The sequence below is a fragment of the Flavobacterium antarcticum DSM 19726 genome, assembly GCF_000419685.1.
Lineage (GTDB): Bacteria > Bacteroidota > Bacteroidia > Flavobacteriales > Flavobacteriaceae > Flavobacterium > Flavobacterium antarcticum.
The window spans coordinates 171278-186585 of sequence record NZ_ATTM01000004.1; the positions used below are offsets into that span (position 1 = coordinate 171278).

Here is a 15308-nt window from a genome sequence, read left to right on the forward strand (position 1 = left end):
TTATAACTGCATTGGCACCAATAACAGTATCTTGCTTTTGGAAAAATCCCTTTTTAGAGAAGCAGTAAACAAAATATCTTTTACTCTTCTTTACCTAGAAAACCATTGAAGTGTTGCATCACAAAAAAAGCCATAAACTATGAAAACAATATTTATCCTACTATTTCTTTTCTCAATTCCTGTTGTTGCGCAAGATGGCGAACCCAGTTATAAGTTTAAGTTAGAAAATAAAGAGTACGCTATTTACATCACTCAGAGTGAAGAAAATGCGACCTACGACACTTTATATTATAACTTATACCGCGTGGGTAAAGCAAAACGAATTGCGAAAGAAATTAAGGAAGTCGTTGATAAAACCACTACCCAAATAGTTGCCGAAAGCTACTATAATGTGGGTAACAATAAGATTGTTTTTTATTTTTCTGAAAATGGAAAAGAAGTAATGGAAAATGCTTACACCCAAAACAAGAAAGGTTTACTTGGGTTTAAATCTGCTGTAAATAAAATTCCTCCTCCAGAACAAATTCGCGTTGATTTCTATAACGAATACAGCAATCAAGATTCCATGGTTCCTGTGGTAGCCGTTTATGAAGCTATAGAACAGGTGGATGAAGTTGCCGCATATCCCGGAGGCATTGACAAATTACGACAGTTTCTTAGCGATAATATTAACTATCCCACTTTAGCCATAGAAAACAACGTGAATGGGAAAGTCGTTGCCACTTTTATTGTTGAAAAAGACGGTACAATTTCCACAATAAAGATTCTTAAAAGCTTGGGCTTTGGATGTGATGAAGAAGTAATTCGTATTTTAAACCTTTCGTCAAAATGGACACCTGCTCAATTAAAAGGCAGTCCTGTTCGCTGGATCTACACCTTGCCTGTTGCATTTGTTACTGCAGAGTAATCAACTATAGAAACAATATAACTTCAAAGAAATCTACCTGTTTTTCAATAAATCAGTGATGAGAAACTTCGCATAAATAAAAAAATGACAGATATGAAAAACGCTCTTATATACTTATCTTTTTTAGCAGTGACCCATTTTGCAACAGCCCAGAAAAACTATTATACCTTCTCGATTAATAAGAAAATAGGGATCACAGATGCTGCCGGAATTGAAGTACTCAAACCCACTTTTAAATATGCAGATTTGATTCCTAAAAAGAATGAAATTTATTTAAAAAACTACAGCGTTGACACAGCAGATGTCATTTTTAACACACTTACTGGTGAGCAAAAAGAATATGAAAGCATCTACGACAACGCCATCAAGATCAAAGGCATTCCCTACGCTAAAATCAGGACGAAAACTAAAAATTATTTAGTAAGTCAAGAAAGCAACTTACAAATTCCGATCACAAGAAAATACAGTAAATTTTCGAACTGTGGTCGATACATTTTAGAACGATATTCAGAAACAAAATATGCTAAAGAAAAACCAGCACCACCGGTAAAAAAAACAACTTCAGGAGTGCCGCCACCACCTCCACCGCCTCGAATGGTACCTCCGCCAACGGAAGTTTCTTACTTTGGAATTATAAACAATGATGAAAGTTTCAAGACCATAAAGCGAGTTGCGGCAAGTTCCTACCTACCACTTTACAAAGCCGTGGAAGAGGATAGCGACGCGGATGGAAACCGGATTGTTCACCTGCAAGTAATTGATTTGAATACTGATACGGATGCTGATTTTGATTACATCATTTTTAGCGAGAAAAATACGCATCATTTATACGACGGCAAATTGAAGCTAATCAAGACTTTTACATTGTCAAAAGCGGACGAATCCGCGTTGATGGCTTTCGCCAAAAAAACACTGAATGTAAATTTGTCTCGCTTCTCAAAAAACAATTATCCACCACCACCAATGATGGCTCCTTCAAGCGGAAGTGGTAAAACAAAAGATGTTATAGTGTTGTATCCGTTTTTTCAATTTAAAAAATTAGAAAATGGTACTACCGTATTTGAACTTCAAAAAACGAAAGACGAAAGTCAATCTATTTTTAGTTTTGAAGGAGATAGAAGTACAACCCTCGATACAAAAAAACACCGAATAGGGATTGAAGACACGAATGGGAAATGGCATTATTTTAGTTTTGATCCAACCACAGGTGCTGTATTTTTACCTCAAAAATATTACAATGTAGTAGGAATTACTATTCTATAAATTTTTACGGAAGATCGATCCAATGAACAAAGCTAAATCATGATAAGATCACAAAATTTGCTATATCTTTTCTTTTAATTCAATACCTAAAAAGAAGTAATGAATCCAATTCCCCACTTCATTCAGCAACTTAACGACCAGCATTTATGGGACACCGAACTTTCGCTAAAAAGAAATGAATATTTGAAGGTGAAAGATACCACTGATACCAATCTCTATTTTGTGGTTAGCGGTGCATTGCGAATATACATTGTAGAAGAAAGCGACGAACATAGTATTCGATTTGGGTACAAAAATAACTTCATCGCATCATTAGACTCTTTCATAAGCGAAAAACCATCTGATTTATACATTCAAGCTCTTAAAAAAACCGAATTAAAAGTCATCACTAAAAGCAACTTCATGAGTTTCGTAGAAAGCTCTGCCGAGAATATTAAGATTTGGCTTCTTATGTTGGGTGACTTAATATTCCAACAAATGGAACGGGAACGCGATATTTTAACTTCGTCTCCCTTGGAACGTTACAAAAGAGTTTTAACAAGAAGTCCACAATTATTTCAGGAAGTCCCACACAAATACATTGCTTCCTATTTAAGAATGACTCCTGAAACCTTGTCAAGAGTCAAAAAATCTTAATTCAAATCAATGTCTATGAACACAACACCACGTAATTTTGACAAAAAACACCATGACTCTAAATACTGAAATACTGCTAGAAGACTTGATTTCCCGTACGCAAACCAATATCAAAGAAGCCGAAAAGTACAGCAAGCTTTCAATTGAAACGCTGAATTCGAAAGTGGATCCAAATAGTTGGAGCGTGCTAGAGTGTCTAGAACACCTTAACTTATACGGTGATTTTTACTTACCCGAAATTAAAAAGCGGATGGAGATTTCAACAACGATTCCAAGAGAAAATTTTAAATCAGGGTTTTTAGGTAATTACTTTGCAATGGCTATGGTACCAAAGAAACCGCTAAAAAAGATGAAGACATTTAAGGATAAAAACCCAATAGGCAGTGAATTAGACCAAACTACAATCTCCCGATTTATAAAGCAGCAAGAAGTACTTTTACAACTGCTGGAAAAAGCAAAAACAGTTGATTTAAGCAAAATTAAAACTGCGATTAGTATTTCAAAACTCATCAAGCTGAAACTCGGAGATACTTTTAGAGTGGTCGTTTATCACAACGACAGACATATTCTTCAAGCGAACAAGATACTTGTTTTAAAATAATTACTACTTACTATAAGAAATAACAGTCGTTTCATTAAATGGATTTATAGGCTTTTAAACTGGCTACCATCCTTCCGCAACAAGCACATGATTTATATCATTGTTAAACCACTTCCTCTTGTCTATATTTACAGGTCATTTTAGAAATTAGATATGAAAATACTAGAACCGATTGTTGTTGGAGGGGTTAGATTTAAAAACCGGATTATGTTTCCACCGCTAACCACGGGATACGAAGACAAAGACGGAAATATCACTGCTCAAAGTCGTGCATTTTATACCCGTTTAGCAAAAGGAGGCGTTGGGTATATTGTTCTTGGTGATGTCGCTCCTATTCGAAGTTTTGCACCTACACCAAAACTTTTTGACGACAGTCAAATTGAAAGTTTTCGACTTCTTGCCGAAAGCGTGCACCTTCATGGCGCAAAACTCGGCATACAAATTTTTCATCCCGAATATGATTGCGAAGCTTTAAACAAGTTATTTGATAATGGTCAAATGGGTCAAGTGCGAACACAATTGCACCACGATATGCAGTTTTTTATAAATGAAGTCACAGAAGACGCGTTACTCAAAATAATCGAAAATATGTGCGAATGCGCCATACGGGCCGAAAAAGCAGGTGTTGACGTCATTCAAATTCACGGAGACCGACTTGTGGGTGCACTTTGCAGTACTAAAATGAATTCCCGAACCGACCAATTTGGGGGATCGCTCGAAAATCGAACCCGATTTGCTCTTCTCTTAGTTCACGCATTAAAAAAAGCAGTTCCAAACATGCTACTCGAATATAAATTTCCGGTTGTGACACCAGAACGAGGAAAAGGTGGAATTGACGAAATTGACGCACCTCAGTTTGCAAAATGGCTCGAAGATGCCGGAATCGATATGTTGCATGTTGCCCAAGCCAATCATACGGGTAATTTGGCCGACACAATTCCACCAATGGGTGTACAACCTTATTGTTTCTTTGTTGATATCGCAAATACAGTTAAAAAAGCAGTTTCAATTCCTGTGAGTGCCGTAGGCCGAATTATTGATCCTGAAATGGCAGAAGAAGTAGTGCAAAGCAATAGAGCAGATATAATTGGTTTAGGTCGTGCTTTATTAGCAGATCCCGATTGGATTAATAAAACAGCGGCAGGTAACGCTTGTGATATTAGAAGGTGTATTTCCTGTAATCGTGGCTGTACGGACAATATTCAAAATCGCGCTTTTGTAGCTTGCGTACTGAATGCTGAAAACGGATTTGAAGAAGAGCGAAGTATTACTCCTGCTGCAATTAAGAAGAATATAATCGTTATCGGTGGTGGACCTGCAGGACTTGAAGCTGCAAGAGTGGCTGCCAAAAAAGGACATAAAGTGATTATGTTCGAGAAAGAGAAAAAGTTGGGTGGCCAACTAAATATTGCTGATGTTCCTCCTCGAAAACGGGAAATGCATCGTGCCGTACAAGATCTCGTCCATGCCGTCAGAAAGGAAGATGTTGCCATTCATTTGGGAGAACCGGCAACCATTGATCGAATTTTATCTTTGAAACCAAATGCAGTAATTATAGCGGTCGGTGCTAAGAGTTTCGCTCCTTCGATTCCAGGTATAGACGGAATAAACGTGTGTGACGCTTGGGACGTGTTATCGGGCGAACGAAAAGTAAAAGGCCGTGTAGCAGTAATTGGCGGTGGATTAGTAGGATGTGAAACCGCAGAATACCTTGCCGAACAAGGATGCAAAATAGCACTTATAGAAAAAGAAGCGACACTTGCAAATGGAATTAGTACAACCGTATTGCCTACATTACTCGAAAATTACAGAACCTACGGCGTCGAGCAATACACGGGACACAAGGTTTTGCGAATCGAAAAAGAAGTATTAATCTGCGAAGATGCTGAAGGAAAACAAATTGAAATTCTATGCGATTTTGTTATCACTGCACTTGGTTCTCGCTCACTTGCTTTTGATACCGAATCATTTATTCAAAATAATATAGAAGTAATAAAAATTGGAGATTGTAAAGAAGTAGCTGATATTTCGCATGCCATAAAGACGGGTTACGACGCTGCCAATGCGCTTTAAATTATGCATTAAAAAACGCACGTTCGAAGTTTTATCAATTTCGTAACGTGCGTTTTTTAATTATGTAACTTATCTTTTTATTCTTCCTTCTTAATCACATTTCTCGCGATTTCAATTTTAAACTTTTTGCCTTTCATCTTTTCGTCCTTGATGTTATTTAAAAGGTCTTTTACCTTTGAAAATTTCACCGCAGCAAACGACACAAAATCTTTGACTTCAATTAATCCCAAATCCTCTTTCTCTAGTTTTCCTTTTTGGGAGAAAAAACCAACGATATCAAATTTATTCAACTTCGTTTTCTTTCCACCTGAAATATAAACGGTTTGAAACTTTGGTGGCTGTGGCACACTTTTGTTCTGCTTCACGTCCAACTTTGGCATTTCATAATTAATGAAATCCATTTTTTTATCCCCTTCGTGAAAAAGAACGTAAGCTGTTCCCGAAGTTAACATACGAGCTGTTCGTCCGTTTCTGTGGGTAAACTCGTCTTCTTTTAAAGGCAAATGGTAGTGAATGACGTGTTTCATTTCCGGAATATCTAATCCACGAGCGGCTAAATCCGTTGTAATTAAATAGTTAATACTTCCGTTTCTGAATTGGATTAAAGCACGTTCACGTTCTTCTTGATCCATTCCACCGTGGTAATACGTAGCGTAAATTCCTCTTTCGTTCAAAGTATCAGAAATGCGTTCGGCAGCATCTCTGTGGTTGCAAAAAACCAAAGCGGCTTCTGATTTCAAGCCACAAATCAGTTGGAACAACGTATTCATTTTATCTTTTTCAGTCGACACAACTAATTTCACGGTCAAATTAGAATCCTCGTCTTCCGGTTTTATGAAATCCAGAACATAAGGATTTACCACTCTTGTATAACGTGGAATTTCAATATCAGCAGTTGCCGAAACTAAAATTCGCTTGTTTAGGTTGGTTAATTTTCCAATGATAAAAGACATTTCATCGTGAAAACCCAACTGTAGTGACTTGTCAAATTCATCCAAAATCAACGTTTGCACTTTGTCTAATCTAAAAGTTCCTCTTTCAATATGGTCTGCAAGTCGGCCTGGCGTTCCAATCAAAACCGCTGGAGGCGAACTTAAATTTTTTATCTCTGTATCAATGGAGTGGCCTCCGTAACAAATATTTACTTTGTAATTGGTTCCCATTTTTTTCCAAACTTGCTCAATTTGAAGTCCCAATTCTCTTGATGGAACAATAATCAAACATTGCACAGATTGGATTTCAGGTAAAAGCATTTCGAAAATAGGAACTAAGAATGCGACTGTTTTTCCAGATCCCGTGGGCGATAATAGCAAGACATTATTTTCCTCAAGGATTGCTTCTTGAGCGGCTACTTGCATTTCATTAAATTCGGCGAAACCTAAATTTAAAAGCAAATTAGTAGATGGTATATTTTTATTCATGGTGCAAAGGTAAGGGAATTATGATTTATGAATTATGATTTATGAATTTAACACTCTTTAAATTACATAAAACCATTTACATTATTTTGTCATTCTGAATAAGCAAGAATCTCATCAAGTTTAGGAATTTATTAGAGTTTTCTCTTTCAACGGATGGTACGTTTATAAATTATCTCGCAAAGACGCAAATTATGGATTACTCTCTTAGCGACTTGGCGAGATTTAAAAATTCGTTGAAAATCTGCGAGAAATAATACTTATGAAGAAACTGAACTTTCTAAATCTTTCTATTGCTCAAACAGCAATTTAATATTTTCATACGAATTTTTAAGCGCTTCCGTAATTTCATCTGGATTTAACCAAGCTACTTTTTCAATGCCTTCTTCTGCTTGTCCTTCAGGAATTCCGTCAAAATTGGTTCGCATTTCAAACCAGTGCGTGATTTTCAATTTGAAGCGTCCGTTTCGTTTAAAAATGTGATACGTTTTCTGCAATTTATTAGTGACAACCAACTTTCCAACACCGGTTTCCTCCTCTACTTCTCGCATTGCAGTATCTTCAATTGCTTCTCCTTTTTCAGTTCCGCCTTTGGGTAAATCCCATTTTCCATTTCGAAAAATAAACAAAACTTCATTTTTAGCGTTATAAACAAGTCCGCCTCCCGCCTTTTGAACAGGGATCTTCGTTTTTAACGTTTTCATAATCTCCTTCTCATCAGGGTGATAGAGATATGCTTTATGAATTTTATTTTGAAACATTTTTACAATAACCTGCTTAATATCAGCACTTTCAAGTAGAAAAAGCTGAAAATCTGTTTCTTTAACGATTTCATTGGTTAAAAAAAGTGGTTTGTCGTTCACAAAAACTTTATACATTTGTAGTATGATTTTTAATAAAGATACAGCGAGCAAAACTGCCGAATTGCTTTTACAAATAAACGCAATTAAATTAAATCCAGGAAATCCTTTTACATGGGCTTCCGGATGGAAATCTCCTATTTATTGTGACAATAGGATAACACTCTCATTTCCACCCATCAGAAATTATCTAAAAGCCGAATTTGCTAAACATATTGAGAAGCAATTTGGTAAACCAGATGTAATTGCAGGTGTTGCAACAGGTGCTATTGGTATCGGTTTGCTTGTTGCAGAAGCATTAGCCTTGCCGTTCGTATACGTCAGACCGGAAGCTAAAAAGCACGGAAGACTAAATCAAATTGAAGGTTTTTTGCAAAAAGGACAAAATGTAGTAGTGATTGAAGACTTGATTAGTACAGGAAACAGTAGTTTGATGGCCGTCGAAGCTTTACGTGCTGCAGGTGCAAATGTGAAAGGAATGGCTGCGATTTTCAGCTACGGATTTGACGTTGCCACTGAAAACTTTCAAAAAGCAAATGTTGATTTATTTACATTGAGCAACTATGAAAACTTATTGACTTTGGCCGTAGCCAAAAAATACATTACAGAAGAAGAAGAAAAAACGCTGCAAGAATGGTGTGTTAGTCCATCAACTTGGGGAGTGGAACAACAATCTATATAATATAAGCTATGAAATTAGAAAGCCATAAAGTTACGGTTGAACAATCAGCTGAATATCTATTTAACGCACTGAACGAAGTGGGCAATTTTGAAAAATTAATGCCGGACAATGTGGTGAAGTTTGAAGTTTTAGACGAACGAACGTTTAATTTCGGACTGAAAGGATTACCTGAAATTAAATTAAGAATGAAGGATAAAACACCTTTTTCTGAAGTTGTATTAGGTGCTGCTTCTGATAAATTACCGTTCACTTTAACGGCAGATTTGAAATCCTTATCTGAAAGTTCAACGGAAGTCTACTTGCATTTTGACGGTGAGTTCAATGCCATGATGGCAATGATGATCAAGGGACCGATTAGTAAATTGATCGAATCGTTTGCAAACAATATGCACAAATTATAATAGTTGAAAGCCTGATAAAAATTTATCAGGCTTTCTTTTAGTATAGCATTTTCAATTCCTTAATATTGAAGTGTTGCAAAGAATCATCTTCCATCAGTACTTCCAACTGACCGTTGAGATTCACCTGTTTTATAATTCCCATAAACTGTTGTCCTTCCTTGTTTTCAAAAGCGGAAGGAATCTCTTTTTTGTACAAAAATTGATGGTACTTATTCCATAAATCTTTAACGTGATTGGTGTTAATCAATCCGATATTAAATTTCAATTGTTTTACAATCTTTGTCAGCAACTCCTCCCGATCGTAAAACTGACCCGTTGTCAAACATAAAGATGAGGCTTGAGGCAAATCTTCATAGTTTTGTTGGTTTACATTCAACCCAATTCCAATAATGGATTGAATTTGATCGTGGTGTTTAATTGCATTTTCAATAAGAATGCCACCTATTTTTTTGTTGGCTGACATAATGTCGTTAGGCCATTTAATTTTTAATTCAGGAATCTGTTCTTTTTTTAACACTTCAAGTAGCGAAACTGCCACTGCAATATTCAAATTATAAATTGCTTCTACATTAGTTAAGGCATTCGCTAAAAAAACACTGAATGTCAAGTTTTTACCTACTTCGGAAGTCCAACTAGATCCCATTTGGCCACGTCCTTTTAATTGCTCTTCAGTAGCGACCACCGTATAATTTTCAAGGGTTTGTGCAATGGCTAATTGTTTTAGGAAGTCATTTGTAGAATCTGTGGCATTGAGTTTGATTAATTTCATTGAATTAAAATAAAAACAGAATTTAATGTTGTGTTAAGGTTCAAAAATAATAACATTTTTTGATAACTTTGCCAATCAGACAAAAAAATATAAATGACAAAAAAATCAGTGAATAATGATGTTTTACTAGCTAACATCATCAAAGGAATCGAAGAAGTAAAAGGTAGCAACATTGATATTTTGGACTTGAGGGAAATAGATAATTCAGCTTGTGATTATTTCGTTATTTGTGACGGAACTTCCAATACACAAGTTAGTGCAATTGTAAATTCAATTCAAAAGACCGTTTCTAAAGAACTGAAAGACAAGCCTTGGCATGTGGAAGGTTCTGAAAATGCCGAATGGGTTTTGATGGATTATGTGAACATTGTAGTTCATGTATTTCAAAAGCACATTCGTGAATATTACAATATTGAAAGTCTTTGGGGCGACGCGAAGATTACTACGATCGAAAATAAATACTAAGAAATGGCAAAAGATAAAAATCCAAATCCAAAGAAAATAAAAATTGGTCCTTGGCTAATACCTGGTGCTTTAATTGTATTTTTTATTGCTTTTAGTCTTTTCAGCGGTGAATCTGGGTTGTCAAAGCCGGGTGAACTTTCGTCTAGTAAATTCAACGTAATGTTGGAAAAAGGAGACGTTGAAAAAGTAATTGTTTACAATAAAACCGAAGCAGAAGTATTCTTAACAGCAGAAGCTTTGAAAGAAGCGGATTATAAAGCTGTAGCAAAAGGTTATTTGGACCAACCAAACAAAGGACCTCATTACGTTTTTGACCCAGGAAACGATGAGCTTTTTCAGAAAAAATTAGAGACTGCGGTTTCAGAAAACAAGTTGAAAGATTATAAATTTATGTCCCGAAGCAATTGGGGCGATATTCTTTCTATGTTTTTACCGTTTATCATCATTATTGCAATTTGGGTTTTTCTGATGAGAAGAATGTCAGGCGGTGCCGGTGGTGCTGGTGGTGGCCAACTTTTCAATATTGGAAAATCAAAAGCAAAATTATTTGACGAAAAAACAGATATAAAAACTACTTTTAAAGATGTTGCTGGTTTAGAAGGAGCTAAAGAAGAGATACAAGAAATTGTTGAGTTCTTGAAAAATCCTGAAAAATACACAAACCTTGGAGGTAAAATTCCCAAAGGTGCCTTACTTGTTGGTCCTCCAGGAACAGGTAAAACTTTATTGGCAAAAGCCGTAGCTGGTGAAGCTCAAGTTCCTTTCTTTTCACTTTCAGGATCTGATTTCGTGGAAATGTTTGTAGGAGTTGGTGCTTCAAGAGTGCGTGACTTATTTAAACAAGCAAAAGAAAAATCGCCTGCAATAATCTTTATTGATGAAATTGACGCTGTAGGACGTGCTCGTGGAAAAAACAACATGTCAGGCGGTAACGATGAACGCGAGAATACTTTGAACCAATTACTGACCGAAATGGACGGTTTTGGAACAAATTCTAATGTAATTGTTTTAGCAGCCACCAACAGAGCGGACGTTCTAGATAAAGCATTAATGAGAGCGGGACGTTTTGATCGACAAATCTTTGTTGACTTACCAGATATTCGCGAACGAAGAGAAATTTTCGATGTGCATTTAAAGCCTTTGAAAAAAGCAGAAAATTTAGATACTGAATTTTTAGCAAAGCAAACGCCAGGTTTCTCTGGTGCTGACATTGCTAATGTTTGTAACGAAGCAGCTTTAGTTGCTGCTCGAAAAGACAAAACTGCAGTTGACAAACAAGATTTCCTTGATGCCGTTGACCGAATTGTAGGCGGATTAGAGAAGAAAAATAAAATCATCACGCCGGATGAAAAACGAGCAATCGCTATTCACGAAGCTGGCCACGCTACTGTTAGTTGGATGTTAGAACATGCAGCACCACTTGTAAAAGTAACAATTGTTCCTCGTGGACAAAGTTTAGGTGCAGCTTGGTATTTACCTGAGGAGCGTCTTATCGTCAGAACGGATCAAATGTTAGACGAAATGTGTGCTACAATGGGCGGTCGAGCAGCAGAAAAAGTAACCTTTAATAGAATTTCTACTGGTGCTTTAAGTGATTTGGAAAAAGTAACCAAACAAGCAAGAGCGATGGTCACTGTTTACGGTTTGAATGAAAAACTAGGAAACGTGACTTATTACGATTCTGGAGGACAAAATGAATATGGGTTTACAAAGCCTTATTCTGATGAGACCGCAAAAATCATCGACCAAGAAATATCTGCTTTAATTGAAAGTCAATATATTCGAGCAATAGCGATTCTTGAGGAAAACAAAGACAAATTAAATCAACTTGCTGATATCTTAATTGAAAAAGAGGTGATTTTTAAAGATGATTTGGAAACAATCTTTGGGAAAAGAAGCTTTGATGCAAACCTACAAGAAGAAACTTCGTTGTAAATAGCATAAAAAGGATATTTAAATGAAAAAATCTTAATTCAAAATTTTTTTGAGTTAAGATTTTTTTATCTTTGAACGGTTTCTACAATCTAATTCTAGCATTCGACAACAATATGAGTCTTTTTAAAAAATTTTTTGGTTCTACCAATGATTCTTCTTCCGAGGAGGAAAAAGATAGTGCCTACAATCCTTTTACTGCAGAAAACACCCCTATCGACGAATTGTTCACTTTGAATTTTAAGAAAAACGGAGGTAAGTTTTTGTACTGTGAGAATTTGACCGAAGTCAAAACCCTTTTTGAAGATATTTTAACCGAGAATGACTGGTATGAAATCGATGTAATGTGCTTTGAGCCTAAATTATACAGTTTGTTAGATGAGAACAAATTAAATTACACTTCTGTGTCCAACCCAAAATTTCTTCTGGCGAGTTGCGAAAGTTTGATTGCTGATGAAGGTTCCATTTTATTTTCATCCAATCAAATCAAACAACATAAACCTCAGGATCTTCCGGGAAACATTATCATTGTAGCCACAACCAGTCAGATCAAAACGACGAAAAGCGATGCAATGAGCCACATTACAAAACACTATAATAAAAATTATCCAAATAATATTACTACCATAAAGTATTTTGAAAAAGCAAAAGTGGAAGATTTTTTAAGTTACGGAAGTAGCGCCAAAAATCTATATTTACTGCTACTAGAAGATTTATAGCATGAATGAAACTTTAAAAAGAGCAATTTCTGGCGCGATTTACATCTTGCTTCTGATTTTTTCAATTACTTATTCTACGGAAAGTTTCTTTGTGCTCTTCGGCATATTTTTATTGATTGCCGTTTACGAATTTTGTGAACTGGTGCATCTCAACAAAATTATTCCTATTATTTCTGCATTTTTAATATATGGAAGCGTTACTTATCTTGAAAGCCAGCACATTCCTCTCTCTAAGAGTTTTGACTACACTTTATTAATTGCCACCTTAGTTATCTCTTTTTACTGTATGTATTTCTTATTTGACGACAAACAGTATAAAGTAGAAAAAGTTTGGAAATACTTATTCCTTCTCGGCTATGTTATTTTGCCTTTTATTATAATTACTAAAATTCCATTCGGAGTTAAAGGCTACAACCACAAAATTATAATTGGAATATTCATACTGATATGGACAAATGATACCTTCGCCTACATTGTTGGAAAATCGATTGGAAAACATAAGTTGTACGAAAAAATTTCACCAAAGAAAACAATTGAAGGTTTTATTGGAGGTATTGTATTTGCTATGATCGCTAGTTATTTCATCGCCAAATATTACATTGAAGGAAAAGAAGTTGCACAATACATTTGGTTGGGATTTGCAGTCATCGTTGGTGTCTTCGGTACGATCGGCGACTTGATTGAATCAAAATTCAAGCGTATTGCCAATGTAAAAGACAGTGGAGCCATAATGCCTGGCCACGGAGGCATTTTAGATCGCTTAGATAGTGTTATATTTGTAGCACCGTTTATATTTTTATTTTATCAACTATTGCCATTTATTAAATTTTAAAATTATGTTACATTTTCATAAAGAAGGCGCCGTCAGTATTATGTTGGCCTCATTAGTTACTGTTTCGATCGTTTTTGCAGCAGAATATTTTTTGAAAGAACATTATTGGGTTCTGAAAGGAGTTCAAATTCTAGCCTTACTTTTACTAGTGATTGTATTGCAATTTTTCAGAAATCCAAACCGAAATATTCGGGCTCATGCTCAAACCATTGTTGCACCTGTTGACGGTAAAGTAGTTGTTATTGAAGAAGTAATGGAAACTGAATATTTTAAAGCAAAACGTTTACAAGTATCCATTTTTATGTCTCCTATAAACGTTCACGTTACACGATATCCTATGTCGGGTAAAATTAATTTTAGTAAATACCATCCGGGTAAATTTTTGGTAGCTTGGCATCCAAAGGCAAGCGAAGAAAATGAACGTACAACGATTGTCATTGAAAATGAAGTGTATGGTGAAATTTTATACCGTCAAATTGCTGGTGCGTTGGCAAAACGTATTGTAAATTATGCTAAAGTAGGAGAAGAAGTGATTCAAGGCGACGACGCTGGGTTTATTAAATTTGGCTCAAGAGTCGATTTATTCTTACCTTTAGGAACCGTTTTGAATGTAAAATTGAACGATAAAGTAAAAGGAAATCAAAGCATTATCGTAGGACAAACTGCATAAATGACTACTAAAGATTTAAATATTCGTTTTGATGAAGCCGTTGCTGTCGCTGCAGAAATGACGCAAGCGTCTTTACCGCAGGATGTGCAGCTGAGGCTTTACGCAAATTATAAGCAAGCTACATTTGGTACCATTCAGTACCAGAATAATTCTGGTTTTGATTTGCGAAATGCGTTTAAAACCAATGCATGGATGCAAATTAGCCATCTGACACCGGATCAAGCGAAAGAAAACTACATTGAAATTATAAATGCTATCGTAAATCAAAAATAATGAACCAATTTCGAACTGTTTTATCTGTATTTACAATTGCATTACTTTTTACTTCTTGCAATGAAAAAAAACTAACTGAAGTACAAGTTCCATTACCCGAAGAAGAAGCTACGACTGTTCAAATGGGAAACCCAGCTGATATCATTGCAAATGAAGGAACATTTAAAATGATGCCACTTCCCTACGCTTATGATGGTCTAGAGCCGAGTATTGATGCACGAACGATGGAAATTCATTATTCTAAACACCATTTAGGCTACATCAACAAATTAAATGAGGTAATCGCCGGAACGGAATTAGAAAAGTTGACTATTGAAGAAATTTTAAAATCGTTAGATTTAGAGAATAAAACATTGCGAAATAATGCGGGTGGTTATTACAACCACAACTTATTTTGGTCAAGTATGAGTTCAAAAGGCGGTGGCGAACCAACAGGATCATTGAACACAGCGATAAAAAAAGATTTCGGTTCGTTCTCCGACTTCAAAAATCAATTGGCTGAAGCTGCTAATAAGCAATTTGGTTCTGGTTGGGCTTGGTTGGTTACTGACAAAACAGGAAAATTGACAATTGTAGGTACCGCCAATCAGGATAATCCTTTAATGCCTAACATTGGCGTAACAGGAACTCCTATTCTTGCATTGGACGTTTGGGAACATGCCTATTACTTGAAATACCAAAATAAAAGAAATAGTTATGTAGATGCATTCTTCAATGTGATCAATTGGAAAGCAGCTGAAAAAAGATACGACGAAACAGTTAAAAAAGAACTTCCCGTAAAAGTACTATAAAACAAAAAAAATCCCT

17 protein-coding genes are annotated in these 15308 nt (G+C 35.8%); 14 read left to right on the plus strand and 3 right to left on the minus strand.

Going from position 1 to position 15308, the window contains the following annotated elements:
- Positions 1–139 precede the first annotated feature (139 nt).
- The 5 genes from YWA_RS15345 to bilR all read left to right on the plus strand — a co-directional run bounded on the left by YWA_RS15345 (position 140) and on the right by bilR (position 5480).
- Entirely contained in the window at positions 140–907 is a 768-nt protein-coding gene (locus tag YWA_RS15345; RefSeq protein ID WP_022828015.1) for an energy transducer TonB, read from the plus strand.
- Positions 908–1000: 93 nt separating this feature from the next.
- The gene (locus YWA_RS0108135) at positions 1001–2170 is read left to right on the plus strand and encodes a hypothetical protein (RefSeq protein ID WP_157505318.1); all 1170 of its coding nucleotides are present in this window, start codon (positions 1001–1003) and stop codon (positions 2168–2170) included.
- Positions 2171–2269: 99 nt separating this feature from the next.
- Positions 2270–2806: a Crp/Fnr family transcriptional regulator gene (locus YWA_RS0108140; RefSeq protein WP_022828017.1), complete on the plus strand. Its 537-nt coding sequence runs from the start codon at positions 2270–2272 to the stop codon at positions 2804–2806.
- Between the two features lie 52 nt (positions 2807–2858).
- Complete coding sequence (locus YWA_RS0108145) at positions 2859–3407, plus strand: DinB family protein (RefSeq protein ID WP_022828018.1); 549 nt, start codon at positions 2859–2861, stop codon at positions 3405–3407.
- A 153-nt stretch (positions 3408–3560) separates the two neighbouring features.
- Positions 3561–5480 (plus strand): bilirubin reductase, long form, encoded by a 1920-nt coding sequence (bilR, locus tag YWA_RS0108150; protein ID WP_022828019.1) that lies wholly within the window; start codon positions 3561–3563, stop codon positions 5478–5480.
- Positions 5481–5557: 77 nt separating this feature from the next.
- Here the strand turns inward: bilR and YWA_RS0108155 are convergent, their stop codons facing one another.
- A complete protein-coding gene (locus tag YWA_RS0108155) occupies positions 5558–6901 on the minus strand; it encodes a DEAD/DEAH box helicase (RefSeq protein WP_022828020.1) in 1344 nt (447 codons plus the stop codon).
- A gap of 287 nt (positions 6902–7188) precedes the next feature.
- The gene (locus tag YWA_RS0108160) at positions 7189–7776 is read right to left on the minus strand and encodes an NUDIX hydrolase (RefSeq protein WP_022828021.1); all 588 of its coding nucleotides are present in this window, start codon (positions 7774–7776) and stop codon (positions 7189–7191) included.
- A gap of 7 nt (positions 7777–7783) precedes the next feature.
- Here YWA_RS0108160 and pyrE point away from each other — a divergent pair, with 7 nt between their 5' ends.
- Both pyrE and YWA_RS0108170 read left to right on the plus strand, forming a co-directional pair.
- Positions 7784–8440 carry an orotate phosphoribosyltransferase gene (pyrE, locus tag YWA_RS0108165; protein ID WP_022828022.1) on the plus strand — a complete coding sequence of 219 codons (657 nt, stop codon included), beginning with the start codon at positions 7784–7786 and terminating at the stop codon, positions 8438–8440.
- A gap of 8 nt (positions 8441–8448) precedes the next feature.
- Positions 8449–8841, plus strand: a complete 393-nt coding sequence (locus YWA_RS0108170) for an orotate phosphoribosyltransferase (protein ID WP_022828023.1) — start codon at positions 8449–8451, stop codon at positions 8839–8841.
- Positions 8842–8878: 37 nt separating this feature from the next.
- On the opposite strand, the gene YWA_RS0108175 is transcribed toward YWA_RS0108170, so the two are convergent.
- A complete protein-coding gene (locus YWA_RS0108175; RefSeq protein WP_022828024.1) occupies positions 8879–9610 on the minus strand; it encodes a biotin--[acetyl-CoA-carboxylase] ligase in 732 nt (243 codons plus the stop codon).
- Between the two features lie 93 nt (positions 9611–9703).
- Between YWA_RS0108175 and rsfS the strand changes: the two genes are divergently transcribed.
- From rsfS to YWA_RS0108210, 7 genes are all read left to right on the plus strand, one after another.
- On the plus strand, positions 9704–10075 hold the full coding sequence (gene rsfS, locus YWA_RS0108180; protein ID WP_022828025.1) for a ribosome silencing factor: 372 nt from the start codon (positions 9704–9706) through the stop codon (positions 10073–10075).
- A gap of 3 nt (positions 10076–10078) precedes the next feature.
- On the plus strand, positions 10079–12010 hold the full coding sequence (gene ftsH / locus YWA_RS0108185) for an ATP-dependent zinc metalloprotease FtsH (protein WP_022828026.1): 1932 nt from the start codon (positions 10079–10081) through the stop codon (positions 12008–12010).
- A gap of 113 nt (positions 12011–12123) precedes the next feature.
- Positions 12124–12726: a lactate utilization protein B/C gene (locus YWA_RS0108190; protein WP_026718677.1), complete on the plus strand. Its 603-nt coding sequence runs from the start codon at positions 12124–12126 to the stop codon at positions 12724–12726.
- Between the two features lies 1 nt (position 12727).
- Positions 12728–13558 (plus strand): phosphatidate cytidylyltransferase, encoded by an 831-nt coding sequence (locus tag YWA_RS0108195; RefSeq protein WP_022828028.1) that lies wholly within the window; start codon positions 12728–12730, stop codon positions 13556–13558.
- A 4-nt stretch (positions 13559–13562) separates the two neighbouring features.
- Complete coding sequence (locus YWA_RS0108200) at positions 13563–14228, plus strand: phosphatidylserine decarboxylase family protein (protein WP_022828029.1); 666 nt, start codon at positions 13563–13565, stop codon at positions 14226–14228.
- On the plus strand, positions 14229–14501 hold the full coding sequence (locus YWA_RS0108205; protein ID WP_022828030.1) for an acyl-CoA-binding protein: 273 nt from the start codon (positions 14229–14231) through the stop codon (positions 14499–14501).
- Entirely contained in the window at positions 14501–15292 is a 792-nt protein-coding gene (locus tag YWA_RS0108210) for a superoxide dismutase (RefSeq protein WP_022828031.1), read from the plus strand. The genes YWA_RS0108205 and YWA_RS0108210 overlap by 1 nt, the downstream gene beginning before the upstream one ends.
- The last annotated feature ends 16 nt before the right edge of the window (positions 15293–15308 follow it).

Bases quoted from the DNA above. Each gene is read 5' to 3' on its own strand.
- YWA_RS15345 (WP_022828015.1), top strand. From the start codon at position 140: ATGAAAACAATATTTATCCTACTATTTCTTTTCTCAATTCCTGTTGTT.
- YWA_RS0108135 (WP_157505318.1), top strand. From the start codon at position 1,001: ATGAAAAACGCTCTTATATACTTATCTTTTTTAGCAGTGACCCATTTT.
- YWA_RS0108140 (WP_022828017.1), top strand. From the start codon at position 2,270: ATGAATCCAATTCCCCACTTCATTCAGCAACTTAACGACCAGCATTTA.
- YWA_RS0108145 (WP_022828018.1), top strand. From the start codon at position 2,859: ATGACTCTAAATACTGAAATACTGCTAGAAGACTTGATTTCCCGTACG.
- bilR (WP_022828019.1), top strand. From the start codon at position 3,561: ATGAAAATACTAGAACCGATTGTTGTTGGAGGGGTTAGATTTAAAAAC.
- YWA_RS0108155 (WP_022828020.1), bottom strand. From the start codon at position 6,901: ATGAATAAAAATATACCATCTACTAATTTGCTTTTAAATTTAGGTTTC.
- YWA_RS0108160 (WP_022828021.1), bottom strand. From the start codon at position 7,776: ATGTATAAAGTTTTTGTGAACGACAAACCACTTTTTTTAACCAATGAA.
- pyrE (WP_022828022.1), top strand. From the start codon at position 7,784: ATGATTTTTAATAAAGATACAGCGAGCAAAACTGCCGAATTGCTTTTA.
- YWA_RS0108170 (WP_022828023.1), top strand. From the start codon at position 8,449: ATGAAATTAGAAAGCCATAAAGTTACGGTTGAACAATCAGCTGAATAT.
- YWA_RS0108175 (WP_022828024.1), bottom strand. From the start codon at position 9,610: ATGAAATTAATCAAACTCAATGCCACAGATTCTACAAATGACTTCCTA.
- rsfS (WP_022828025.1), top strand. From the start codon at position 9,704: ATGACAAAAAAATCAGTGAATAATGATGTTTTACTAGCTAACATCATC.
- ftsH (WP_022828026.1), top strand. From the start codon at position 10,079: ATGGCAAAAGATAAAAATCCAAATCCAAAGAAAATAAAAATTGGTCCT.
- YWA_RS0108190 (WP_026718677.1), top strand. From the start codon at position 12,124: ATGAGTCTTTTTAAAAAATTTTTTGGTTCTACCAATGATTCTTCTTCC.
- YWA_RS0108195 (WP_022828028.1), top strand. From the start codon at position 12,728: ATGAATGAAACTTTAAAAAGAGCAATTTCTGGCGCGATTTACATCTTG.
- YWA_RS0108200 (WP_022828029.1), top strand. From the start codon at position 13,563: ATGTTACATTTTCATAAAGAAGGCGCCGTCAGTATTATGTTGGCCTCA.
- YWA_RS0108205 (WP_022828030.1), top strand. From the start codon at position 14,229: ATGACTACTAAAGATTTAAATATTCGTTTTGATGAAGCCGTTGCTGTC.
- YWA_RS0108210 (WP_022828031.1), top strand. From the start codon at position 14,501: ATGAACCAATTTCGAACTGTTTTATCTGTATTTACAATTGCATTACTT.